This is a genomic window from Leptospira weilii serovar Ranarum str. ICFT, from assembly GCF_000332415.1.
GTDB lineage: Bacteria > Spirochaetota > Leptospiria > Leptospirales > Leptospiraceae > Leptospira > Leptospira weilii_A.
Map to the genome: position 1 here is coordinate 284589 of NZ_AOHC02000041.1, position 25328 is coordinate 309916.

The 25328-nt window shown below is 41.7% G+C and carries 19 protein-coding genes and 2 pseudogenes; 8 read left to right on the forward strand and 13 right to left on the reverse strand.

What is annotated here, in order from left to right:
- Window positions 1–270 precede the first annotated feature (270 nt).
- The gene (locus LEP1GSC060_RS14565; RefSeq protein ID WP_036096542.1) at window positions 271–2370 is read left to right on the forward strand and encodes a SpoIIE family protein phosphatase; all 2100 of its coding nucleotides are present in this window, start codon (window positions 271–273) and stop codon (window positions 2368–2370) included.
- On the opposite strand, the gene LEP1GSC060_RS14570 is transcribed toward LEP1GSC060_RS14565, so the two are convergent.
- From LEP1GSC060_RS14570 to LEP1GSC060_RS14580, 3 genes are all read right to left on the reverse strand, one after another.
- Window positions 2367–2783, reverse strand: coding sequence for a MaoC family dehydratase (locus LEP1GSC060_RS14570; protein WP_003005987.1), 417 nt, complete (start codon window positions 2781–2783; stop codon window positions 2367–2369). The two genes, LEP1GSC060_RS14565 and LEP1GSC060_RS14570, sit on opposite strands and share 4 nt — an antisense overlap.
- A 1-nt stretch (window position 2784) precedes the next feature.
- Complete coding sequence (locus tag LEP1GSC060_RS14575) at window positions 2785–3237, reverse strand: FAS1-like dehydratase domain-containing protein (RefSeq protein WP_003006787.1); 453 nt, start codon at window positions 3235–3237, stop codon at window positions 2785–2787.
- 116 nt (window positions 3238–3353) lie between these two features.
- Complete coding sequence (locus LEP1GSC060_RS14580; protein WP_036096543.1) at window positions 3354–4298, reverse strand: alpha/beta hydrolase; 945 nt, start codon at window positions 4296–4298, stop codon at window positions 3354–3356.
- Window positions 4299–4469: 171 nt separating this feature from the next.
- Here LEP1GSC060_RS14580 and LEP1GSC060_RS14585 point away from each other — a divergent pair, with 171 nt between their 5' ends.
- The 3 genes and pseudogenes from LEP1GSC060_RS14585 to LEP1GSC060_RS14590 all read left to right on the forward strand — a co-directional run bounded on the left by LEP1GSC060_RS14585 (window position 4470) and on the right by LEP1GSC060_RS14590 (window position 7572).
- Window positions 4470–6854 (forward strand): sulfatase, encoded by a 2385-nt coding sequence (locus tag LEP1GSC060_RS14585; protein WP_080634583.1) that lies wholly within the window; start codon window positions 4470–4472, stop codon window positions 6852–6854.
- 128 nt (window positions 6855–6982) lie between these two features.
- Window positions 6983–7174, forward strand: a pseudogene (locus LEP1GSC060_RS20635) (LIC10604 family protein); the annotation flags it as partial.
- On the forward strand, window positions 7174–7572 hold the full coding sequence (locus LEP1GSC060_RS14590) for a DUF3052 family protein (protein WP_003005912.1): 399 nt from the start codon (window positions 7174–7176) through the stop codon (window positions 7570–7572). The pseudogene LEP1GSC060_RS20635 and the gene LEP1GSC060_RS14590, both read left to right, overlap by 1 nt.
- Before the next feature lie 166 nt (window positions 7573–7738).
- Here LEP1GSC060_RS14590 and LEP1GSC060_RS14595 read toward each other — a convergent pair whose 3' ends face one another.
- From LEP1GSC060_RS14595 to LEP1GSC060_RS14605, 3 genes are all read right to left on the reverse strand, one after another.
- Window positions 7739–8539 (reverse strand): enoyl-CoA hydratase/isomerase family protein, encoded by an 801-nt coding sequence (locus LEP1GSC060_RS14595; RefSeq protein WP_003006580.1) that lies wholly within the window; start codon window positions 8537–8539, stop codon window positions 7739–7741.
- Window positions 8540–8793: 254 nt separating this feature from the next.
- The gene (locus LEP1GSC060_RS14600; protein ID WP_003006269.1) at window positions 8794–12114 is read right to left on the reverse strand and encodes an efflux RND transporter permease subunit; all 3321 of its coding nucleotides are present in this window, start codon (window positions 12112–12114) and stop codon (window positions 8794–8796) included.
- 455 nt (window positions 12115–12569) lie between these two features.
- Window positions 12570–13673, reverse strand: coding sequence for a DegT/DnrJ/EryC1/StrS family aminotransferase (locus LEP1GSC060_RS14605; RefSeq protein ID WP_036096647.1), 1104 nt, complete (start codon window positions 13671–13673; stop codon window positions 12570–12572).
- A 197-nt stretch (window positions 13674–13870) separates the two neighbouring features.
- Here LEP1GSC060_RS14605 and LEP1GSC060_RS20640 point away from each other — a divergent pair, with 197 nt between their 5' ends.
- The gene (locus LEP1GSC060_RS20640; RefSeq protein ID WP_003005748.1) at window positions 13871–14032 is read left to right on the forward strand and encodes a hypothetical protein; all 162 of its coding nucleotides are present in this window, start codon (window positions 13871–13873) and stop codon (window positions 14030–14032) included.
- A gap of 26 nt (window positions 14033–14058) precedes the next feature.
- Here the strand turns inward: LEP1GSC060_RS20640 and LEP1GSC060_RS14610 are convergent, their stop codons facing one another.
- The gene (locus tag LEP1GSC060_RS14610; RefSeq protein WP_196221655.1) at window positions 14059–14274 is read right to left on the reverse strand and encodes a hypothetical protein; all 216 of its coding nucleotides are present in this window, start codon (window positions 14272–14274) and stop codon (window positions 14059–14061) included.
- A 1280-nt stretch (window positions 14275–15554) separates the two neighbouring features.
- Window positions 15555–15770 (reverse strand): hypothetical protein, encoded by a 216-nt coding sequence (locus tag LEP1GSC060_RS14615; RefSeq protein ID WP_003006481.1) that lies wholly within the window; start codon window positions 15768–15770, stop codon window positions 15555–15557.
- A gap of 108 nt (window positions 15771–15878) precedes the next feature.
- Between LEP1GSC060_RS14615 and LEP1GSC060_RS14620 the strand changes: the two genes are divergently transcribed.
- Window positions 15879–16925, forward strand: coding sequence for a helix-turn-helix transcriptional regulator (locus LEP1GSC060_RS14620; protein WP_003006284.1), 1047 nt, complete (start codon window positions 15879–15881; stop codon window positions 16923–16925).
- Window positions 16926–17106: 181 nt separating this feature from the next.
- Here the strand turns inward: LEP1GSC060_RS14620 and LEP1GSC060_RS14625 are convergent, their stop codons facing one another.
- The gene (locus tag LEP1GSC060_RS14625) at window positions 17107–17529 is read right to left on the reverse strand and encodes a VOC family protein (protein ID WP_003006550.1); all 423 of its coding nucleotides are present in this window, start codon (window positions 17527–17529) and stop codon (window positions 17107–17109) included.
- A 1379-nt stretch (window positions 17530–18908) separates the two neighbouring features.
- Here LEP1GSC060_RS14625 and LEP1GSC060_RS14635 point away from each other — a divergent pair.
- Entirely contained in the window at window positions 18909–19244 is a 336-nt protein-coding gene (locus LEP1GSC060_RS14635; protein WP_003005836.1) for an LIC10421/LIC12816 family protein, read from the forward strand.
- 382 nt (window positions 19245–19626) lie between these two features.
- On the opposite strand, the gene LEP1GSC060_RS14640 is transcribed toward LEP1GSC060_RS14635, so the two are convergent.
- A complete protein-coding gene (locus LEP1GSC060_RS14640; protein WP_036096553.1) occupies window positions 19627–19845 on the reverse strand; it encodes a hypothetical protein in 219 nt (72 codons plus the stop codon).
- Between the two features lie 289 nt (window positions 19846–20134).
- On the opposite strand from LEP1GSC060_RS14640, the pseudogene LEP1GSC060_RS14645 reads away from it, so the two are divergent.
- Window positions 20135–20509: pseudogene (locus LEP1GSC060_RS14645) on the forward strand (hypothetical protein).
- 87 nt (window positions 20510–20596) lie between these two features.
- On the opposite strand, the gene LEP1GSC060_RS14650 reads toward LEP1GSC060_RS14645, so the two are convergent.
- From LEP1GSC060_RS14650 to ftsH, 3 genes are read right to left on the reverse strand one after another with little or no spacing between them, the layout of a single operon-like run.
- The gene (locus LEP1GSC060_RS14650) at window positions 20597–22810 is read right to left on the reverse strand and encodes a 7TM diverse intracellular signaling domain-containing protein (protein WP_003006773.1); all 2214 of its coding nucleotides are present in this window, start codon (window positions 22808–22810) and stop codon (window positions 20597–20599) included.
- A 52-nt stretch (window positions 22811–22862) separates the two neighbouring features.
- Window positions 22863–23333 (reverse strand): EVE domain-containing protein, encoded by a 471-nt coding sequence (locus tag LEP1GSC060_RS14655; protein WP_003005914.1) that lies wholly within the window; start codon window positions 23331–23333, stop codon window positions 22863–22865.
- The gene (gene ftsH, locus LEP1GSC060_RS14660; RefSeq protein WP_003005765.1) at window positions 23330–25288 is read right to left on the reverse strand and encodes an ATP-dependent zinc metalloprotease FtsH; all 1959 of its coding nucleotides are present in this window, start codon (window positions 25286–25288) and stop codon (window positions 23330–23332) included. Before ftsH ends, LEP1GSC060_RS14655 begins: the two co-directional genes overlap by 4 nt.
- Window positions 25289–25328 lie beyond the last annotated feature (40 nt).

Below are 25328 nucleotides of genomic sequence, written 5' to 3' on the forward strand. Positions count from 1 at the left end.
CCGTAAAACCGAATTACTTCCTTCTCGAGCCGATCGTCCGCCAAGAGCAGTCGTTTCGATTTTAGAATCGATGAAGTTGTTGCATCAGTTTGGAAATAATACTTATTTTTTTCAAAGTATGATTTCTTTTTCCATAAGATTCTTTAAAAAAACAAAAAAGATCCCGAGCCTATATATTTTTTTTAGATTTAATCTTACGTCAGTTGTTATATGCAATTGACGCCTTTGAATTGAATTCCAATTTTAATTCCGAACGGATCTGAATTCGAGATGCAATTTTCAAAAATATTTTTTTTCTTAATCGGTCCGTTTGCGCTCATCATTCTTGTCATGATCTCTTCTCCTTGGCAAGCGCGGGACGGACTCAGGGCCTACCAAGGTAAAATCGATCTCAGAGGCATTCAAGACCCGGATTTCGGGATGACCAAACTCAACGGAGAATGGGAGTTCCATTGGCTTCAGGAACCGGGTGTGGGAATCGAAAATCATTCCAACGAATTTATCGGAATCCCCGGCGCTTGGACCAACGAATCCAAAAATCATCCGGCTTATCCGAAGTTCGGTTATGCCACGTATAGATTGAAAGTTTTTCTTCCGGAAGTTTGGAAAAAGAAAATTCTTTCCGTAACTTTGGGAGCGGTAGCTTCCGCGTATCGAGTTAAGATTAACGGAGAAACCGTCGGTGAATGCGGAACGCCCGGCTTCGACGCCGATTCTACGATTCCAAGAATCGAACCGAGAGACTTTTTATTTTTTGCGGACAAAGACGAAATACAAATCGAAATTTTCGTATCAAATTACGCCTCCACGATGCCGGGAGTTTTACTTCCCATTTCGATCGGGCCTTCCGATTCCGCCGGAGTTTCGAGGGCGATCACCCTGTTTTTCGACATATTCTCTTTCAGCAGTCTCCTGATCATGGGAATTTATCATATATTCCAATATCTTTATTTAAGAAGTAGCGTGTCCCCTCTGTATTTCGGAATGTACAGCCTTGTGATTTGCCTCAGAACATCTTTAATAAATTCTAAAATACTCATGTTATTTTTTCCTCAGATCCCTTGGACTTGGATCAATAAGATCAATCATTTGACTTTGTCGGTGGGAGTTCCGTTTTTTCTTTTGTTTTTCAGTTCGGTATTCGCTCCGTACGTAAGCCGAAAACTCATCAATGCGGGAGTGGTTTTTTCGATATTGTTTTCCATCGTAACCTTATTCGGGGATATGGAGTTCAATAATCGGAATATTTCGATCTATCATTACTTCATTCTCGTTACGATTTGTTATTTGTTTTACACGATTCTGAAGATCGATTTCGATAAGGAAAGAAATTACACCTACATTCTCTACGGTTCCGGAATTCTTTTTATCGCGGTGCTTGTGGATTTATTCTATGCGAGAGTTTTACAAACGGGCAGTATTCAAACTTCGCATTACGCCCTCGTTTTTTTCGTATTTCTCCAGTCTCTTCTTCTCGCCTCCGAAAGATCCAGAAAGTTCGCCGAAACGAGGGAATTGGCTCTTAACTTGAGAACTTCGAATTTGGAGTTGTTCGAGATGAAAGAGCAGTTGGTTCAAAAGATCGAAGATAGAACCCGCGTTTTAAACGATAACATCGTTCAGATCAATCGAGAATTGGAAATCGCTCAGAACGTTCAGAGAAAAATTTTGACTCCTTTGGATCGAACCATTTCCGGAATCCGATTTTATTACGAATACAAACCTCTTGAAAAAGTGGGAGGCGACTTTTTGGACATATCCGAAATTTTGCCCGGAAAAGTAAGAGTGGTGATTGCGGACGCGGTCGGTCACGGAGTTCAGGCGTCCTTGATGACGATGGCTTTAAAGACGGAATACGAAGAGCTGAAGAATCTGGAAAATCCGGCTCAGATTCTTAAGGAATTGAATTTCAGGTTCTTAAAAAAATTCGATTCTTTGGAAAGTATCTTTCCTTGTATGATCGGGGACATCAATATTCAAAAAGAGGAATTTACATACGCGTCCGCGGGGCATCCCGATCAAATTCTTCAACTACCCGGAGAATTTCCTTCCTTAATTCACAAGACCGGGCCGATTCTCGGTTTGTTCGAATCTTTGGAGATCGTTTCCAAAACAATCGCATTTCCGACGGGTTCGAGACTTTTATTGTTCTCGGACGGACTGATAGAAAATCGCATGAAGGATTCCTTAAATACGAAACAGTACAACATGGAACTGATCACAAAAACCCTTCACGAAGGAAGAGAACGCGGGCTGAACGAATTAATCCAAGAGATCATTAAAATAGAAGAATTAACGAGAGGGGAAAATCCACGTTACGACGATATCACCGTCATAGCCGTGGAATCTTATTCGTCCAAAAAAGTTTAAGCGATAATTACCATTTCGCCGGAACATTTGATTTCTCCGGAATCGTCGACGACTTCCAGGGAAACCGTAATCAATTTCTCGCCGTTCTCTTCTTTCTTACGTTTTACTTTTCCGGTGCAGGTGAGTTTTTGGCCGGGTTTGGTCATGTTTTTAAACGTAACTCCGAATTCTTTGATTTGTTTTTGATCCACCCAAGAAGTGCAGAGTTTTCCGAGTTGCGCCATCACATACATACCGTGTGCGATCGTTCCGTCAAGTCCGGTCTTACGAGCGAAGTCGGGATCGTTGTGAATCGGATTAAAATCTCCGGATGCGCCCGCGTAACGAACCAAGTTTGCGTGGGTGATAACGTCCGTTTTTAAGGGAGGAAGTTCGTATCCGACCTCGATTTTATCATATTCAATTTTACTCATATCATACCTCCGGTTTTCTGATGAAGATGGACATTTCCTGTTCTACGATCGTTTCGCCTTTTGCGTTTTTAACCGTAGTTTTGAACGTCATCGTATCCATTTTGCCGACGGTTACGTTGATACATTCGCCTTGAGAAGAAACTCTTCCCGGATAAATCGGTTTTAGATACGTGTATTTTTCCTTTAAGTGAAGAATCCGGGAAGTGTCCACTCCCATGTTTTCCATATCCTGCCAAATTTTAGGATAACCCCAAAATTGAATTACGGTCGGATAGGTCGGAGGAGCGGTGATATCTTCGTAACCCGCTTTTTTAGCGGCTTCCACATCGAAATGGATCGGATTGGTTTCTCCGATTGCCTGACAGAACTCGCGGATCTTTCCTCTTTCTACGTCGAATTCGTAGCGATCCAGTTTGGTTCCGATCAGGTCTTTGGATATTCCTTTTACTGACATATAAAGTTCCTGAGTTTTGTTTTTAAAAAGGGCTTTTGACCGAATTCAATCTTACCGGAACGGAAGAATCCGGTCGATGATTTTTTTAGAGAAAAACAGAACAAACGTTCTGTCTGTCAGTTGGAGTGGGATTCAAACCATTTCTTTAAATCGGTTAAAACCTTGGTTCTGTCTTCTAATCGTTCGTTCATCGTTTCGTGATAAAGACCTTCGTAGATCTTGAGGGTTTTATCGGAGGCGCCTACAACTTCAAAAAAACTTTCGCTTCCGGTGTAATCGGCGATATTGTCTTCCTTTCCGTGAAAGATATAAATCGGAATTTTGATTTTTCCGGCGTTGGCTAAAATCGGTTCTTCGCTGTTCAAAAGCATGTTACCGAGATAGGCCGAAGCCATTCCGTGAACGAGCGGGTCGGTTCTGTAAGCCTCGACCACGGACTTATCATGGCTCAAGAAATGAATGTTCAATCCGGTAGGAAGGGTCAGGTTCGGCAAAAGATCGGACATCAAAGGAGCGATTCCCTTTTTGATTTTCATCACGAGATCCGTTTTCACTCGGATCGGAAGGGCGGAAATAACGAGCGCGTTCAGACTTCCTTGATTGCTGCCTTCTTCGGCATAGAATGTGGAAATTGCGGCTCCCATCGAGTGACCGAGTAGAGTGACCTTCGAAACCTTTTCTTTTTCCTTTGCGATCGAAATGAGTTTGTCCAAGTCGGAAAGAAAATCCGAGAAAGAATCCACCGCGCCTCGTTTTCCCTCGGAACGTCCGTGTCCTCTGGAATCGATGAGATAAAACGCCGTTCCGGTTCCTGCAAAAGCTTCCACTAAGAATTCGTAACGTCCGCTGTGTTCTCCGATTCCGTGTTGAACGACGAGAACTCGGTTTCCTTTCCTACCTTCCTTAGGTTGGTAGGTACGATAAAAGATTTTTGATTCTCCGCTTCCCGCGAAAACATCGTCTTGTAGATTGTAAGAATTAACCCATGACATAGCGAGACGTGTTATAAACACAAAGACTCCTTTGAAAAGAGAAAAAAATTTCGTTTGGGAAAAATTCATTCCGATCAGAAGGTTCTTTTCTGTTGTCTCAAAAAACGAAACGAGTTTCTTGGATTCATGTTCTCGCACCTTTCTCAAAAACTTAATTTTTCTTTATCAGAGAGGTTAAGCCGCGTGAACTCGGCGGCTCGTTCTCTAACTCAGATCTCACTCTTAGGGTCGTTCGATCGGATGTTTATGATTCTTGTACTTTCAATTCCGATTTTGGAAGGATGTAATCGAATTTCGAGTTCGGATAAGAACGTGGTTAAAGGGGATCTTACGCGTCTTCTCAAAAACGACGAGTTTCAATGTACGGGCGATACGAATCGTGAGATCGAGAAGTTTCGATCTCATTGGAAAAAAAATCCGGGAAGATATTCTCATTTAAATCCTAAGGATCGTTGGAAGAACGTTCAGATGACTCTTTATACGGACGAGTCTCTTTATATCAACGAGTCGCAGGATTCCGTTTTTGTTCCGGCCGGAGAGGAATGTATTCTAAAATTAAAGGATTCGAGTTCGGACGTTTGCGGAAATCTTTTTCAATTTTACGCCGCGCTGCTTTCGAACGGAACCGCCGGGGACGGAGATTTGCGGATCTTATTGGATGATATCAAAATCTTCGAACAAAATTTCAAATCGCAAAAGGAAGAATGGAATCGTTATTCCGTTTCTTTACAATCTCGGAACGACAAAAACTTAAGTAAGAATGAAAAACAGAGTCCGCAAAGTTTAAAACTTTTCGGAACGCAAGATGTGCCGGAAAAGATGAATTGTAAATCGAAATCGTTTCTTAAAATTCGATGGGATTCCAAGTCCGGTTCCGGATTGTTTTTGGGTTCTCCGGTTCTATTAGAAAAACAAAATACAGAAAAAAAGAATGTGATTTTGATCGTGATCGACGCGTTCAGGCAGGATTCCTTGTCGTCCGGCGGTTCCCCGTTTCCGACAACGCCGGCGCTGGACTTATTTTCCAAGGAATCAATCGTATTCAAAAAAACGATCGCAAATGGAAATTGGACGAAACCCTCTATGCTTTCCTTTTTTACTTCCGAGATCGCGTCCAATCTCGGACTTGGAAACGCCTGGTTTTATACTTCCGGCCAACAAAGAAAGATTTTCTATTCCAAAAAACCTCTGACATTACCGAACGCGTTTCGAGAAGAGGGATATTTTACGGAAAGTATTATGAATAACGTTTTTCTAATGGACTATACTTCGGTGGGAGTCGATTTAGGATTTCATAATATTCAACAGGTGGGAAAGGATACTTTGGATACGGAAGAATTGGTTTCCAGGGCGGAAACTTTCTTTCAAGAACACAGGGAAGACTTGTTCTTTTTGCATCTCAATCTGAATACTCCGCACTGGGGTTATCGACCTCCCGCAAAATATTTGCAGGAATTGAAAGACGCGTCCGATCCTTTGCTTTGGAACGAGTTGGACGAATACCAAAAAAAATATCTCGGAGAAATTCGTTACACGGACGCTCTTTTGGGAAGAATTTTCGAGGAATTAAAAAAGCAGGGTCTTTTCGAGGATTCTTGGATCGTAATTACGAGCGATCACGGCGAGTTGCTTGAGAAGTCGCATTATTACCATCATCATTTTATTGCCGAAACCGTTTACGCACACGGGGAAACACATTACGAAAAAGAGATTCGAGTTCCTTGGATCATACATCCGCCGAAGTCGTTCCTGAATCGCATTCAAAAAAGAGAATTTGAAAATCAGGTTTCCCTTCTTTCTTTGACGCCTACTTTGCTCGGTCTCAATCGGATTTCGTATCCGGAAGGAAAGTTAAAAGGAAACGATTATTCCAAAGCGATTTTCGGTGAAAAAGGACCGGAGTTCGAGCCCGTCATTTATACAGAGGGAAGATATTCCGAATCCATTCTCACCAAGGATTTTAAATACATACGAAGATATCCGGGTTACGATTCCGTTCGGAGGTCAAGGGAAGGAATTCCACACAAGATGCCCGAAGAATTGTACGACTTGCAAAAGGATCCGAAAGAATTGAAAAACATTTCCTCTTCCGATCTTCCCTTGTTAAACGAAGCGAGGAACGTCTTAAAAGAAAATCATCTGGATAAAAATTCCTTTTTTTTGCGACTTCCCAAGTGTGAAAAAACTTGCGATCGTGAAGTCCGTCTTTTTGTTAAGGGTGGAATTTATCGTTATGATTTTACGGGAAGTTCGAACGTTTTACAAGAGGATTCGAAAAATATTACTTTAAGAATTTTGAATGAATCAAACGATTCTGATCAGGTTTTGACCGTAAAAACCGTGGACGTTTCCCCGAGTTTTAACCTTCGGATTTTGAGAGACGGGAAACACGAGGATTATCGCGTGGGTAAGTGGGGGATTCGTTCCGACGTTGTGTCGGAAATTTTACGATACGAACCGGATTACGTTTCTCTGGGAAAAGATCCGTATCGATATACTTCTTCCGAAATTCCGTTTTTATACTATCATACCGGTTTCTCCGGCGGCAAAGAGTCCGAGGAAGAGGCGGCTATGGGAAAAGAAGTGCGTAAGATTTTGGAAAGTTGGGGTTATATCCATCAATAATCGAAAGGTTTTTGTTTTACGGTAAGCTCGGATTTTTTACGTATCAACGTAGATAAAGGCTTTTCAAAACGGAAACGATGTTTTAAAAGATTATAATATATTTTTAAGCGGCCGTTCCCGTTGTTTTAAGAACATTCGGAGGTTCTTGGACTTTCGAATTGAGTTCCGTTGTCGGAGGGAAAAACTGAAGATCACCGAAAACGATAAGGTTTTTTCTCCGGTCTTTCGTTTTTTTCAAATTCGTTTTCGGTCATACGGCAACGATAAAAGAATATTTGGATTTTATGGATAAAAGAATCGGGGAAAATCGGGAAAAATAATGGCGGGATATTCAGGCAAATCTTTGGGAGATAAACTCGGACTCAAAGCGGGTATGAAAGCGTTTTTTAAAGATCTTCCGGAAGAAGTTCAAAAGGATCTTACGGATCATCTTGGAAACGTGGAAATGATAAAAACCTTAAAGGGTTCATTCGACTATTTGCATATATTTGTGAAAGAATCCGAGGATCTACGGAAACAGTTTCCTAAACTTGTGGAACACTTGGGGAAAAAGGGTATGATTTGGATTTCCTGGCCCAAAGGTTCCTCGAAGGTCCAGACCGATATCAATGAAAATATCGTTCGTGAAATCGGCTTGGAATTGGGAATTGTGGACGTAAAAGTCTGCGCCGTTTCGGATATTTGGTCCGGATTGAAGTTTTATAGAAGAAAAACATAAGATTCTAATTCCAAAAAAATGGAGCGGGAGCCGCCTCAAAATATTATCGGGTTTACTTTATCGAAAATGTAAATAGCGGGGAAACTAAAACGCCACGGCTCCTTGAACTCAATGAATTACTTTCTAAGGGTCGCAATTCAGGTCACAGTGGCATTTTAGTTTTTTCTTATGCGTAGTTCGCTTCGTGGGTCATCGAAGGTCTTCTTTTTTCTTTGTTCGCCTTCATCGCTTCCAAAAGGTTTTTGAGCATAGCGGGTTGTTTTTTAAAAAGTTCGCCGAGTTCTTTCGGCGCGGCCTTTGCCGCTTCCAACGCTTCTCTGTTCAAAGCTCTTTTTGTTTCGACCGTCGCAGACGCGGGAATTCGGTTGAGGACATTGATCTTGCTCAAGGATTTTTTTCTCAATTCTTCTAAGGAAACGCCCACTTCGCTTAACAATCCGTTCCGTACCGCTTCAGCGGGTTTGTAAAGCGCGCCTTCCAACGCCGCTTCCGATACGAAGGACGGTACCATCACCTGTCTCATTCTAAGAATCAACGCCGTTGTGATCGGCAAGCCGACTAACGGTTCCGCGAAACCGATTCTTCCCTTTCCGTCCACCATGTATCTGTAGTCGCAACAATAGGCGATGATCGCTCCGCCTCCGACCGCGTTTCCGCCCACTTCCGCAATCAATGGTTTTGGAAAACTCATGAGCGATCCGAACATCTCAAAAATTCCGGCCATGATTTTGGAGATCTCATCGGTGGACGCATTGAGAATCGCGTCCGGATCAAGGCCCACACAAAAATCCCCGTCGGGTCCGGAAATGATTCCCGCTCGGATGTCTTGGTCCATGGTAAATTCCCCCAGGATATTACCCATTTCGCGTATCAACGGAAGTGTAAGCGTCATCGGTCCGTCCGACACCAACTTCATCACTCCGATTTTTGAATCCTTGGAAGTAATTATTTCCTTTGCAAGTTTCATACGATTTCTATCGATCTCCCCGAATTTTCAAATCCGTTCGTTTTCTTATTTTCCAAAGTGGATGTTTGATAATTTTGGATCAAACTTATTTCCTTCCGGAGAAAGAAATAAAAGGTTTGAATTTGAAACTATCGTTTGAGGCTCCTATTGAAATTTCGATCGTTTCAATCGCGGCGGTTCGGAAAGGTTTTTAATCGGCGGGAAATTTGCGGAGAACCCGTTGGATACGGGTTCTCCATTCAAAAAATCTAATATTATTTTTTGGGTTTTTTCGACTCGGATTTTTTGGGAAGTTCCACTTCCACTTCTTCCTGAATGAAATTCCATTGTTTTTCGCGAACCTCTTGTTTACCGGAAGAATGTCCGTGTTGAGCCGTGTTCATATCATACTCGGGCCGGAATTTACTTTCGATCCATTCTCTGAATCGATCGATAAATCCGAAAATCGACGGTACAACCACGAGCGTTACTACCGTGGAAAGAATCAATCCTCCGATGATCGCGATCCCCATCGCGGTTCTGGATTTAGCCGCTTCCCCGAATCCGAGCGCGATCGGAACGGTTCCCATAATCATCGCAAGGGAAGTCATTAAGATCGGTCTAAGCCGGACCAGTCCCGCTTCGTAGATCGCGTCGTTTCGAGACATACCTTTTTCACGCATCGCTTGCATTGCGTAATCCACAAGAAGAATCGAGTTCTTTGCAACGAGACCCATGAGAAGAATCAAACCGATCATCGAGAATAAATTCAGCATCTCGTTCGTAAGCGCGAGTGCGAAGAAGGCTCCCGAGATCGCGGGAGGAATCGCGAACAAAATCGTAACCGGCGTGATAAAAGATTCATACAAGGAAGCGAGTACGAGATAAATGAACACAAGAGCCAAGCCGAATGCGAGAACGATGTTCGCCAAAAGTTCTTTGAAGTCTTCGGACTGTCCTTGGAAGTTGTATCGAATTCCGGGCGGCGGAGGAAGTTCCTTTCTGAGAATTTCATCCGTAATTTTGGTCGCGTCTTGGACCGCACCTCCCGGCGCTAAGTTCGCCTGGATCACGATGGTTCTTGCACGATCGATTCGGTTGATCCGAGAAGGTCCGGCGGTTTCCTTTCCGACGCTGATCGCGGAAAGTGGAATGAGTTTGTTGGCGATGTTCGGAACTTTGGTTTGTCCGTACGCCATTCTCAAGTTTCTTTGATCGGGACGAAGTCTCATCTTGACTACGTATTCGATTCCTTTATCGTAAAATTTACTGACCTCGTCGCCCGCGATCTGATAACGAAGTTCGGAACCCGCAACTCCGGGAAGAACTCCCACGAGTTGCATTTTCATATTGTCCAAATGAATTTGATATTCCGGTTTTCCGGCTCTGTAATCCGTATCGAGGTCCGCAAGATCGGATAGGGATTTTAATCTTGAGACCACCTTTTTGGAATACGCTTCCATTTCGGCGAGATTTTCTCCTTTGATCACAAGCTGGAACGGATATTGAATTCCTCCGCCGACGGCGCTATAATCGGATACCGCAGGTCTTGCATACGCGAAAGGTTGTAAAAGTTCGCGGATTTCGTCCTTTACCTGAGTCGTATTACGTTTTCGTTTTTTAGAATCTACTAATGTAATGGCGAGAGTTCCCGCGTTCGGTTCTCCTCCGTCCGGTTTACCGATCGTTACCGCGATCATTTCCATTTCCGGAATTTTTTTCAAAACGTCCAGGACCTGATCCGCGACCTGTCTGGTTCCGTTGAGACTGGTTCCGGGCGGTAAGTCCAACGTGACTAAGAACTCTCCCTGATCGTTTGCGGGTAAGAATGTACTTTTCACCAATTTTAAGGAAAGGATCGAAAGAATAAAAATTCCGAGAGAAATCAAAAGAACGATTCCCGGTCTTTTCAGTGCGACTTTCATTACTTTTCCATACTGTCTTTCGAGCCAGGTTTGGAATTTGTCGAAAAGTTCTACGGCCTTATTCGGTTTTGCGTTGTGATCGATTTTTCCGGCGAAATAGGCGGAAAGCATCGGTGCGACCGCGAGACCGTCGAAAAGAGAAATGAGCATCGCAAATACGACCGTTAAACCGAATTGTTTGAAAAACTGTCCTACGATCCCGGAAAGAAACCCCACCGGCAAAAACACCGCGATCACAGTTAAGGAGGTTCCGATGACGGCTAACGTTACTTCCGTAGTTCCGGTTTCCGCCGCTTCCATAACTCCTTTTCCTTCCTCCAGTTTTCGGAAAATATTTTCCCGAACCACGATCGCGTCGTCGACGAGTAAGCCCACCGCCAAGGAAAGAGCCAAAAGAGTCATAACGTTGATGGTAAAACCCATCGCCCACATTAAAACGAAAGCGCCGAGCATGGAGTTCGGAAGCGCAAGTCCCGTAATAACCGTAGAACGAAAGTTTCCTAAAAAGAAGTAAACGGTAATGACCGCGAGTAAAATTCCGATTACGATCGCTTCGGTCACGTCTTCTACGTTATAACGAATCCATTTCGATCCGTCCCGAATCAGACGGATTTTCGGTTTTCCGTCTAAGTTCTGAATTCCTTCGTTGAGTTTACCGATTCGTTTGAGAACCTCGTCCGCAACGGAAACGGTATTGGCGCCCGATTGTTTGTAAACGTCGATGAACAGAGCCGGTTTGATCTCCTTCACCGAAGCTGCGTTATCTTTTTTTCCTTTGAAGAGGTTTCCGATTTTTGTGAAGAAGGAAACTTTTTCTCCAACGGTGTTGTCCTCTTTCGAAGCCCAGAGATAACCGATGGTTTCTTCGTCCTCCGTACCGTCGCGGACGGTTCCTAATTGTTTGATGAGAATCGCGTTCCCCACTTCGCCGCTGAAGGAAACGATCGTGTTTTCGATTTGAGAAAGAGATTCGTATCTACCCAAAGTTCTATAAGAAGTTTCTTTAGTACCCGTCTCGAACTTTCCGACCGGAACGTTCAAACCTGCGGTTTTCAATCTATTGGCGATCACGACCGTCGGCATTTGATAGGAAATCAGTTTGTCTCGGTCCAGTTCGATTTGAATTTCCCTTCTGGTTCCGCCGACGAGTTTAACCGAGCCGACTCCTTGAACCTGTTCCAATCTTGCTTTAACGGTTTCTTTTGCGAGGTCGTAAAGTTTGGACTGATCCAAATCCGCAAATAAGGCAAGACGAACAACCGGCTGATCCGCCGGATCGAAACGAACCACTTTCGGTTCTTTGATTCCCGTGGGAAGTTTCGGTTTTACGAGACCGACTTTATCTCGGAATTGTTGTTCCGCGTATTTGATGTCCGTGTCGAGCGTGAACTCGCCGAATACGACCGAGACACCTTCCTGGTTTCTGGAAGAAATTTTTTTCAGACCGGAGATGGAAGAGAGTTCTTCTTCCAACGGTTTGGAAACGAGCTCTTCGATTTCTTCCGGACCGGCTCCCGGATAAATGGTGGCAACGGAGACAACGGGAATGTTTACGTCCGGAAAAAGATCCACTCCCATTCTTCCCAAAGCGACCCAACCGGTGAGAAGCATTAGAAGAACGATACTGCAAATAAAAATAGGTCGTTTGATCGATAGGCGGGCGATATTCATGGACTACCTCAGTATAACTTACCAATGGACGCCGAACTTCTTAAAAAAGATATCAATATCAAATTTTTGTAAAGAAATTTTGAATATCTTTACTCTCAAAATAGTTTATCATCGTATTCTGTTGATTGTTATTTTCGAATCCAATGAAAGTTCTCTTTCTATCGGAATAGAATCTGCGAATTTATAGATAGTTTGTTTGGAAATCCATCGATTTGAAAAACAACCTCGAAAGAATAAAATCTTTCGGAAATCGATATTTGCGAATCGAAAGAACTCAATCTTTTTTTGAATGCCGATCCATAAGAAGCATAACTTTACTCAAAATAGGGAAAAGTATTCTTCTCTATTTTTTGTGGACAATCGCTTTCGCATTGGGTTAAACCCAACTCACGTTAATCATACTATTCGTTGAAACGAACATAGAGTATTCGGAAAAACCGTAACGTTTTTCTTGATTAGTAAATTCTACGAATTGCCTGGGAAATTCTTTGGATATTATCTTTTGTCAAGTTAGGATAAACCGGAATACAGTGACCTCTTTGAAAAAGCCTTTCCCCATTGGGAAAATTCGTATTCGGAAGTTCTAAAATATGATGAATCGGTTCTTCTGTTACTTTTTGAGTTCCGATGTGTAAGGAACGGAAATATCTTTCCACCTGCTCGTAACTTCCCGGAGCGAGAATGATAAAACGATTGAACGTGTCCAGGTTCGGATCCCCGTACCAAGTTTTTACCGAAGTTCCGGAGATGGATTGAAGATAAACCTGTGCGATTTTTCTTTTTCTTTCTAAGATGATTCCGATTTTGGAAAGTTGTTCGATTCCAAGCGCGGCTTGGTAGTCGATCAAATTGTAATCCAATTTCGGTTGCCCTTCTTTTCTTTGGTAGGGTTCTTTTCCCGCTTTCATTGCGCGTATTTTTTTAGCCAGCGCTTCCTGATCGGTAATGATCATCGCACCGTTTCCGGTTGTGATCATCTGATCCACGGATAGTCCGCAAACCGCAATGTTTCCCTGTTTCCCCGGAGTGAATGTCGCGCTTTGCGCACCTAAAACTTCGGAAATATCTTCGATAACCGGAATTCCTTTAAAGTCGTAACGTTTTGCGTCGGCGATGGATCCAAAAGAATGATCCAGAATGATCGCTTTTATGGAAGATTCTTCCAAAGCCGCAGCCAGTCCTTCCGGACTCAAATGGAAAGAATTTTTGTCCAAATCGATTACGATCGGAGTGGCCTTTAAGAGAAAAATCGCATCGAGTGCGGAAACGGGTGCGAAGGTTGAAATTGCAATTTTATCGCCCGCTTGGATTTCGAGCGCAAGAAGAGCAAGGTGATAGGCAGAAGTGAGATGATTGCTGGAAATGACTTGTTTGTAACGAAAGGTGGAGGCGAACGTTTTTTCAAAACGTGTCGTTACATTTCCGGTAGTTAGGTGGTCTTCGACGAGACATTCCAGAACGGTTTTCAAGTCCTCTCTGGAAAGAGTGGGTTTGTGAAATTCGATTTCTGTCTTTTTTTTGGGATTTTTTTCCAGAATTTCAGTTTCGGTGCTACTCATATCCAACATAGGCTCTTATAATTTAATTATGTCGCATTATGCACTTGAATTCGATCTCGTAAAGATCTTTTTCTTTGCCTTACAAACGCAGGTTGTGGGAGGATCCAAAAAGTACAAGAAAAATTCGCTCTGGAACCGGGATTTTGTGGGAACTCCAGCGAAAATTGAGATTCGTCCTGGAAAGGACGGAATTTTTCATGAGTGAAGTCGTTTTCCGTAAAAAAGTAGGAACTCCTGCAAAGATAAAACGAGTTTCAGAAAGACGTTGCAGTTCCTACAAATACGAATCCCGTCATTTGGTTCAAAAAACAAAAGTAGGAACTCACGCTAAAAGTTTTAGAGGCAATCCAAAGTCGTAAGATTTACGGAACAAACGCTGGATCTTTTACTTTCGGAAAGTACAATTGCGGGAGCCGAACATGCGGTGTTTCGCTCCGGCGCTTGCTTTGACGGAATAGGTTCCCACGTCCGCAAGAATAAACGTTTTTGACGTTGTCGCTACGATACCATTCTCGTTCAAGATCGAAGTTCCGGTGCAACCTGCTCCCGAGTAAACGCTTACATTTGCGGTTCCTTGGTTGTTTAAGGATGTGCTGTTCACCGAAACGGAAATTCGATTTTTATTTCCTTCCAAAAAAATAACAACGAAGCGAGTAAGGCTTGCTCCTTGAGATTCTACGTATCGTTTGTGCCGATTCCGGTTGGATTGCATCCGAAAAAAAAATCGATAAGATGAGCGTAACGCAGCCAACGAAAATTTTCTTTTTCATAAAATCCTCCAATTGTAATTGCAGTAAGGAAAAAATAAATTTACGCAGAAGCCAAATCGGCTTTGGAATTTGTTTTAGTTTGACAATTGAATTTATGAATATGGTTTGCTGTGGGGAATATTTTTAAAAGATTGAGAAAATTGCTTCCTTCGACGTGTTTGGAATGACTATATATTCGTACATTATAATATACTCAATAGTTTGTAAAGTAAAGAAGACCGGCGGATCAAAAAAATACGCCAAAAAAGAAAAAACCGGATTCTCATCATCCGGTTCTTTGGATTTTTTAATTCTTACTTCTTCTTGAAAAGATTTCGGATGCCGATCCAGATTTCAGGAAGGAGTTTTACTCCTTCCCTTGAAGGATATCTATAAACAGGTTATAGAAGTTGTGTTCACGAAACAAGATGCTGCAAATTTACTTTCACTGAGAGTAAATTCAGATGAACAATAGCTATCGGTCCCAGAAAAAACTCTCACTGAAAATGTGCCTTTGGTTACGTTTAAGGTTTTTACATTTAGCCCAGCCACGTTATTTGCACTCGTTACAATATTACCCGTACAGGAGGATCCGCTGTGAACCGAAATATTTGCGACACCTTGATTGTTAAGCGAAGATGCGTTTACTTGGGCTGAAACGTAGTATGATGACGGTTGGGTGCTAACACGACTAAGCGCAATCAGTAGCAAAAGATTTTTGAAGGATTCGTCCTCTGCTTCTTTTATTAAAGAACTACAGCCGTTCATCATGGTAAAGATTAATGTGAGTGTAAAACAGAATGATGTGATTTTTTTCACTAAAAAACTCCTATGAGAAGGCATAAAAAAGAAGCGATTGTTCAAGTCAATGATTTTTGTTTTTAAAAGAGAGTAGTTAACGTTTGTGAAATAAAAGTTTGAGTATTTAGTTGTTTTATTTTACCTACTAACTTTTAATTCGTGTCTGTTTAATTTTATTAATAAGCGACGTTATTGGAAACAGGTCGAGACGAACCTTTTTGAATCATGAAAATCCGGCGATAGCGCGCAGCTCAAAATTACCGGTTGCAGTTGCGTAGTAAAAAAGAAAAAACCGGATTCTCATCATCCGGTTCTTTGGATTTTTCAATTTTTACTTCTTCTTGAAAAGATTTCGGATGCCGATCCAGATTTCAGGAAGATAAGCGCCAGTTATGATCAGGGCCAGGCCGCCGATCGTCCATTTCGTAATCAGGACGTTTTCCGTAAAACGGGTCAATCCCACATTCAAGATGCTGATATACCAACCGATCCCGATGAGAATGAGACCGATCGTGTGGGGAATGATGTAATTCAAAATCGTATTCATTTTAATTCCTTTGAGTAAAGTTTACAATGGGAGATTTTGCAGAAAAAGCGAATGGGTTCAAGTGGTTTTCGAGTTGATTAGAATTTGAAGTTTCGGAAAGTTTCAGCTATGTCAGAAACTCAAAACTGGAACGAGGATGAGGAAGATTTTCCGATTCCCGTAAAAGAAGCCGGAAAAACGGAATCCAGGCTTTCCGCTTTATTATTCAATCTACTCGGTCGGCATTCCCCGATGAGTTTTACAAAAATCCGTTCTTTGCTTCCGGATCATTATCAGAATTTGGAAAATCCGGATTCCGATCGAAAAAAACTTTCCAGAGACCTGGAGGAGTTGGGAGAACTCGGTTTTTTTGTACGTTCCACGCAGGAAGGTTACGTTCTCGATCGAAACGTAGCCAATCGGGAATTGCGATTGGAAAAGGAAGAATTGCGGGTTCTTGCGGAAACGATTCTCAGATCGTATCAGGAAGCTCCTTCTTTAGAATTGTATTCCTTGTCTCAAAAATTATTTGAAGGTAAATTGGACGTTTATCCCGAGTTGGAAATGGATTTGAAAACGCAGAAGTCCTTGAGTCAGGCGGAAGGAAGCGCGTCGGAAGAACTTTTAAAAAAACTTTTAGAGGCTTTAAAAACAAAATCTCCCGTTCAGTTTTTATATTACAAAACGTTTCCGGAAGAAACCTATCGAGTGGAAGTCGATCCGATTCGATTGATCCGGAAAAATTCCGAGGACTATTATCTTCTCGCTTACGACAGAAAGAAAAAAGAAAGAAGAAGATTTATCATTCCGAAAATCACGAGAGTGGAAACGATTGCGGAAAATTCACTCTATCAACCTCAAGGACAAAAAAGAGAGAATTCGCAGGACTGGGTTTTGCATCCGGCGCTTTTTCAGGTTCACGATCCGATGGAAGTGGAATTGGTTTGCGATCCCGAATTCTCTTACAAAGTTCGAAATTCAATATCGGAAATTCCTTATGAAGAATTTTCCAGGGATTCGTTTCGACTTAAGGTCACAAACCGGGAAGGACTTTTTCCATTGTTGATCGAAGCAAGGGACTCGATTCGGAAAATTCTCCCGGAATCCATGGCCGCAGACTTCCGAAAAAATGTGGAACAAATCGTAATCAACTATAAATCCTTTTCAAAGGGTTGAAAGTCGATTTGAGATATCGCAGGATTGAATTAGTATTTTATAAAATTATAATTTTATAATTATTTTTTTCGTTTCTGCGTTCTGTTTTTTAAATCGATTTATTCCTGTATGGACGAAGAAGTTGTTCGATTTTGAAAGTCGAATAGGATCCGTAGGTTATTTTTTACGGAAAAAATCGAATTTACCATTCTCCCGTGTTGGGCATGGACATCCAAGGTTCTTCCGGTGGAAGTGCGTGCCCTTTTTGTAGGAGTTCGATCGAGATGAGATCGGGGGAGCGTAGGAAAGCCATTCTTCCGTCGCGGGGAGGGCGGTTGATCGTGATTCCTCTGGAAACGATTCTGGAACAAGTTTCGTAAATATTTTCCACTTCGAACGCCAAATGACCGAAGTTCCTTCCGCTTGTATAAGTTTCTTTTTGTCCCCAGTTATAAGTTAATTCGATTTCAGGCGCGTCGGTTTCTCCGGTTGATAAAAACACCAAAGTATATTTACCTTCAGGGTGTTCTTTTTTACGAACGACGACGAGTTCAAGAGTCATACAGAAAAAATCGAGAGCTTTTTCAAGATCTAAGACTCGTATCATGGTGTGAAGGTATTTCATGGTTTCTCCTCTTCCAAATTCTCATGATTTGGAGAACGGCGATTCGTAAAATTGAAATTTTTTTAGGTTTATCTTTTTAATTTTTTGAAAACTTTGCGGGAACTCCCATAAAGTTTTCAATATTCAATTTGGTTTTATCTTGTTTTGAGGATTTTGGGAGAATTTTTTTTTGCTCTTTACAATATCTGGATTTTGTAGGCCGAAAAAGTAGAATCTTCCTTTTCTAAGGAACCTTCTAAAGCTTTCGTTTTAATCTTTGGATAAACGCAATACGCTCTTCTAAAGAATTCTAGAATATAGATTTTTAAAAAATGTGGGTTTTAGAGGTTTCCTCAAAAGACTTTTATTGAGGATAATTATTATGTCTCATTGAAGGCCACAACTGGAAAAATTTTGACCTAACTGCTACTCACTAACCATAACCGCCCCGCAAGTTGAGATGGGTTTTGGAATCAGAAGGATCAAAAACGCACATTTTTCAAGTGTTCCGACAAGAATGAAACTTTTTACTCGCAGAAAGTATGATTTTCTGATAGGGAAAAGTCTCACGAGTCTTCCCACCACCTATTTCGCGATCCTTAGAGAGCGAAATAGAGTTTCTTCTCCGCCGCCCAAATGCGGGGGAAACTAAAGCACAACGCTTCCTAAACTCAATCTCACTCCCTAAGGGTCGTTCGATAGGGCCGAGCTTTTCACGGAGGATTGTCGTAATTCCGACAGATTTATCTTCAGATCCAAGAATTATGGGTTCGTTATAATCGCTCGCCATTTGAAATGTGGGAACTCCTGCTTGTTCAAAAAACTCAACTAAAAAATCCTTAAGCTGAAATGAGTCAGTTTGACGAATTTTGGAGAACTCAATTTCACTTTAGATAAGATCTCTTCGTTTTTTCGAGAATTTGCTTAATATTATTTCAGTTTCTTTTAAAAATAAATGCTTAAAAATTAAGCAATGTTTATTAGTTTAACATTTATTCTTATTTTTTTCAAAATGAGACTTTAAGTGATTATAATGAATGCAATTTCTCCGTTTTTAAAAGCAATTTTAAGAGGAATTGTTTATAAAATGAAGATGATTGTATCCAAGTCGGACAATCGTATTCCGATTAGGCATACTTTCTTATATTGTATTCATCGTGATCAATTGCAAAGGTGAAATCTTAAAAACTAAGCTCACTAAAGTAATAATGTATTTTTCGAGCCGCTTTTAGTCGGATATGTTTAATAAAAATAGAATATACAGAATTTATAAAGTATTTGAATGAATTTTTAATAAAAGGAGGTAAGAAAATTTTTTTTGATTTATTTCTTGGGGTAGGTAGGTCAAATGAGTATTGAAGATTCGTTCTTCAAAAAAATACTCATCTGAGGTTTCAATCATGAAAATAAGCAGACTGATTTCTGTAATTTCCCTTCTCGGCTTTTTCGCTACGAGCGCAGCATTTGCCGTATCGGAAGAAGTTGAGGATCAACTTTTGGAAAAAGCGATCGTTGAGAGTGCGGTTACTAAGGAACAGAAAACGGCCGTTGGAAATTATTTGAAAGCGATTGCGCAACAAAAAGCGACTAGATCGGAAGAACTGCGCGAACTTGCAAGAAGGTCCACAGGCGGAAAATTTGTAACGAGCAATGTTCAATCTCAAAAATATCTGAGACAAGCGCAAGCGCTCGAAAAAGAAGCTCAAAGATATCAGTCCGTTCTTGGAAATCTTTAATTCATTTTCTTTTCATATAAGAACCCGTTCCGAAAGAAGCGGGACGTTTTAGTTACCCAGCAAGCTTGATCTTTCTGATAAAGTAAAATTAGGTTTTGGGACGCGCTGAAAATTAAGAATAAAAAAGAGATGCTTTAAGGCGTCTCTTTTTTTTACCGATTTGTTTGAGAGGGGCGGCTCCTGCCGGGATCAATCCGAAATCACAGTTCGGCGAAACGGCAGGACCGCGCCCTCAGCTCCGGTCAAGAAATTGAGTTCCATTGACTCAATATGCTATTTTTATAATACCAATTTCTTGACCCCGCCTCGGTCGTTTCCGCGTTGTAAACACGTATCTTTTGAGTTTCCAAAAAACAAAGTCGGTATATAAAATCAGAAAAAACTAATTTTCTTCTATTTCATTCCGAGTTCCCTCAGGTAGTCGATTCCAAATAACATGATAATAGAGTTCTTTTACTTCCTCATAATTTTCATTAACAAACTTTTCAACGAGTTCTATATTTCGATAGTACAACGGCTGATGCATCCAATCATGAACGTTTTCTAAAAATTTAAAAATACGTTTTAGATCGTCTAAGGGAATTTCGATTTTTTTCACCATTTTCCTCCTCCAGTTGCGTAAATAGTTTCTATCTCTTCTTCCGCCCTCATTTCAGGTTCTTCTTTTTTTGAATTTGCTTATACATTCTCAATCGCAAGGAGAGCCTTCTCGTCGATGCTTAAATATACGAAAGAATTTGGACGTTATCAGGTTCTTCTAAGATTGACAGAATTCTTTGCAATTAGAATCTTAAATAACCTTCATAATGAATACGTAAAATAAGAATTAAAATCTTTTAGAATTTAAAGGTTATATTCGTTTCAAAAAATTCTCTACACAGGAGAACCAAATGAAAAAAACGATCTACATTTTCACAATCTATTCCATTATATTAACCGCAACTCTTTCAGCCCAATCGGTGCGCAAAATCGAAACAACGTTCATAATTTTATGGAAGACTATGCAAAACCCGCTGTCAAGCCGCCAAAAAGGGAAAACCGGAATACATCGAAAAGATTCTAATCGAACTTCCGAACTTTGCGCTCGACGAACAAAAAGCGAAATGGAACGAAATTTCCCAGGAAGCGTTGAAGTCGAAAGACTATGAGCAATCCTGTAAGTCTTGTCATAAGGAATTCAAGAAGGAATACAAAAAACCTACCGCAAACGGCCGATTCAGGTTTCTCCGGAACTGATTTCTTATTTGAAGGATCTTAAGAAATAACGATCAAACCTTTCGGCCGCGGACGGATCTTATCCGGGTTTGATCACGTTAGCCGCCATTCGACAAACTCGCGGAGATCAGACCTGCTTAACTTCCTGTTTTGGAAATCTCCTGATACGGAGAAGCAATCGCTTCTTCGGCATCCTTCTCCCCTTTTCCGTTCAAATCCAGAATCAACAGAGTGATATCGTCTTCGAATTGATCCTCTCTCCCGGACCAAGTTCTTACGGTATCGAACACGATTTGATTTAAGATTCGACCTTGAATTTTGGAATTGGATTTTAAAAGATCGTAAAACTTTTGATAACCGAACATCTGACCGAACTTATTGCGAGCTTCGGTGACGCCGTCCGTAAATAAAACGATTCGATCGTTCCGTTTGATCGGAATCATCAGTTCTCCGTTTTTAAGATTTCCGTCCAGTCCCATGATCCAACCGGGTAAAAATATTTCCCTGAATTCACCGGATTGATTGAGAATCGCAATCGGAGGATGACCCGCATTCGAATACGTTATGATATCTTTGTTTAAATCGACGATCAAATAGGCGGCGGTAATAAAATGTTTTCCGTATTTTCCCATCAAAGCGCGGTTAACGTTCTTTAATAAGTCCGCCGGTTCGGCCATTTTCCTCACTTCGATCGAAAAGGCCAACTTAACCATTGAAGCAATAATCGCGGCGGGAATTCCGTGACCCGAAACATCGCTGATAAAAACCCCGAGTCTTCCGTCTCCGTAATCGTGGAAGTCGTAGAAGTCTCCACCCACGAAACTGGCGCATTCCGTCCTCACAGAAAGTTCGATCCCTTCTATTTTCGGAAGTTTATCGGGAAGAATCGATTTCTGAAGTTCTCTGGCGATCCTGAGTTCCTGTTCGATCTCGGAAAGTTTGATCTGATTTTCGTACGCGGCAACGTTCGTTTGTAGGCTTTCCGCTTGTAAGGATTTAAATCGATCCGCCAGCGCAAAAGAAAGAAGTGTCATTTCAAACAAAGAACCGATCAAAGATCCCCAATCGGTGAACAAATTACTCGGCAAAACGGAAAAATTTTTCAAAACGGTAACGAGAATAAAAACGATTAAAACCGACCAAGCCAAAAGAAAAAATCGGGCCGGTCTATATCCTCGCCGATAACGATCGATTCCCGCGTAGATGATTATCACCGAAGCAAAAATCGGAAGTAAAGTTAAAGCCTGCATATTCCAAAAATAGAATATATCGAAAATGGAAAGTATACATCCGACCGAACCTGGAATCGTAAAAAGAATCAAAATTCGATCGATAACCTTCGTATTCCGATATGTGTGTAAAAACGACCTCGTAAATTGAATCGAAAAAACGATTGCAAGGTATGCGAACGGAACCAAAAAGTCGTTCCAAATTTTTAAAACGCCCGGAAAGAGATACTGATTGCCGACGCCCGTGACGGACAACTGCCACAACGTAAAAAACAAAAGATATAAAACGTAAAAAAGATAACCCGCTTCCCTTACCGTAAACAACACAAAACCGTTGTAAACAAGCATCACCAAAATCGCGCCGAAAAATAAACCGAACAAAATATTTTGAATCTGAACGTTTACGATGAACTCGTACACGCTCCAGGTCTTAAAATTCAAAATCAAAGATCTACGAGACGATACGCGAATTAGATATTCGTCCGTGATCGAATTTTGGGAAACGAGACGATAGACGGGATGAAAATAACGTATATTCTGTTCTTTTGGGATCTCTTCGTAACGAATCGGAAAGCCGGAAATTTTTTTATAAACTACAAATTCTTCCGCCGCCGGATTGGCTAATTCCAAAAACCAAGGATGAAAACCCAATTCGCGGTTTTTATAACGCGTCTTGAATCGAATCCAAAAGGAAGAACGCGTAAATCCTTTGGAAAGAGTTTCCTTTTGGAAATTTTTCCAATCGGGATTAAAGTTTAAATTTGAAAAGTCCTCGATTCGAATTACATTTTTAGAATCTTCTAATATTTGAAGATTCTTTCCGAGATATTCTCCTCGCATTTCACTCGAAAGAAAGAATACGAATTCTTCGGTTAAAAAGTTCGTTTTTGTCTGGGAGATAACGTCCTTAGGAACCGCAAAAAGAATTCCGATGAAGATCAAGATGAGAAAAGAAAAAACATCGGTAAACCGTCTCGACAAAAATTCCGTTATACCTTGCCCGACGCAACGGGTATGAAAAGAATCCCGGCCGATCATCTGCAATACGTTTTGTAGATAGCGTCGCATGGGATTCAAAAAGTAAAGCCGTCCGAGCTCCTGAATATGCAAAAAGCGTAACATTGAGTTTCCGACTTTGAGTTTTTTCGAAATCGAAAATTTGAGTTTTGGGGAGTCAAAGTTTCACACCCGCAAGTCCCAGAATGAACTGAAACTCCGCAGGGGAAACAGGTTGGATGGAAAGGCGCGATCCTTTCTGTAGAAGCACCATATTCTTCAATTGTTTGTGTTTTTTCATTTCTTCCGTCGTAACGGGCTCGGGAAATTTCTTTTTGAATTTAATATCCACCATATACCACGTCGGGTTTTCGGTTTTACTCTTAGGATCGAAATACTTACTCTTAGGATCGAAAGCGAAATGATCCGAATAACCGGGTTTTACAACTTCCGCAATTCCCACAATGGAAAGGGGATTGGCCCTGCTATGATAAAAGAGAACCAAATCTTCTTTTTGAATACTATCACGCAAGAAATTTCGGGCCTGATAATTCCTGACACCTTCCCAAGGTGCAATCCGAGAAGGAGCGTTGTAAAGGTCGTCGATCGAAAAGACGTCGGGTTCCGTCTTAAACAGCCAATGTTTCATTCGTTGTAAGCTGGATTCGTTTTAATTCCGTTTTGTTTTTTAGATTTCACGGTTTTTTCCGGCTTTTTTTTTGTGCCTTCTTCGCTCGCCGGATGTACGATCGCCATCAATTCCTCGTGAGAAATGGTTTCTTTGGCGAGAAGAGCTTTCGCTAAACCTTCGAACTTGGAAGCGTTTTTACGAACCAGATCCCGCCCCTTGTTCAAACAGATCAAAATAATTTCACGAACTTCCTTGTCGATCATCGCCGCAAATTCTTCGGAATAATATTTGGTGCTATGACCCATGTCTCTTCCGATAAAAACGTTTGCTTGGTCTCCGCTGTAATTTACGGTTCCGAGTTTTTCGGACATTCCCCACTCGCAAACCATCTTACGCGCGATGTTGGAAGCTTGTTGAATGTCGTTGCTGGATCCGGTGGAAGTTACGCCGAACTTGAATTCCTCGGCGATAAAACCTCCCATCGCCACGACAATCTGATCCAACCAATATGTCTTGGGGAGAATGTGTTTGTCTTCTTTTGGAAGAGATTGTGTCAGTCCAAGTGCGCGTCCTCTGGGAATGATCGTAACCTTATGAACCGGCTCGGTGTATGGAAGAAGGGTTCCGAGGATTGCGTGACCGGCTTCGTGATACGCGATAACTTCTTTTTCCTTTTCGGAAATGAAAAATGATTTTCTTTCCGGTCCCATCATTACCTTATCGCGAGCTTCTTCGAGTTCGTCTTGAGTGACTCTTTTTTTATTTTTACGAGCGGCGAGTAACGCGCCTTCGTTGATGAGGTTCGCAAGATCCGCTCCCGTAAAACCGGGGGTTCCTCTCGCAATCGAATGCAGGGAAATATCGCTGGTCATCGGAACCTTACGGGAATGTACTTTTAGAATTTCTTCTCTTCCTCGGATGTCCGGAAGATCCACCATGACCTGACGATCGAAACGACCCGGACGAAGAAGAGCGGGATCGAGAACATCGGCGCGGTTTGTCGCAGCCATTACGATCACACCCTCGTTCTTTTCAAAACCGTCCATTTCCACGAGCATCTGATTCAGAGTTTGTTCTCTTTCGTCGTGACCGCCTCCGAGTCCGGCTCCTCTCAAACGGCCGACCGCGTCGATCTCGTCGATAAAAATGATACAAGGAGAATTTTTCTTACCTTGGTCGAACAAGTCCCTTACTCTGGAAGCTCCGACCCCGACGAACATCTCCACGAAATCCGAACCGGAAATGGAAAAGAAGGGAACACCCGCTTCCCCCGCAACGGCTCTTGCGAGTAAGGTTTTACCCGTACCCGGAGGACCGACTAACAAAACACCGGTGGGAATTCTCGCGCCGATCGCGTGAAACTTTTTAGGATCTTTGAGAAATTCGATGATTTCGACCAATTCCGCTTTGGCTTCTTCACAACCCGCGACGTCTTCAAAGGTGATTTTTACTTTCGGATCCACGCTCATCTTCGCTTTGGATTTCCCAAAGGAGAACGCTTTGTTTCCGGTGGATTGAATCTGTCTCATCATGATGAACCAGAAGAGACCGATTAAAATTACGATAAGTAGAATATTACTTCCGATCACACTCCAAAATTTTCCTTCCTCTGCGGAACGAGCGTCGAAGGAAACGTTAGCTCTTCTTAACGAAGAGATCAGATCCTTGTCCAAAGGAGCGACCGTCGTTCTGAACTTTACGGGTTTTGCGGTTTTGGATTCCGCGTATTCGGAAGGAATGTAAAAACCTTCGATCACGTCTTTTTCGATTTGGATTTTGTTGTACTTGTCAACGTTTCCTTTATACAACTTACCGAGAGGTTTTTTTCCCTCCACGGGTTCGACCATATTCAAAAAGTCGGAGTAGGAGATATCCTTGGTTGCGCCTGCGTTATTTTCATAATTGTAGGCGATGATCAAAACGACCATCATAATGATTAAAACGAAAAATACGTTTTTTAAGTTCTTGTTCATGGAGTTCTCCCGTTAACTTAGACGCCTGTGAGATACACAA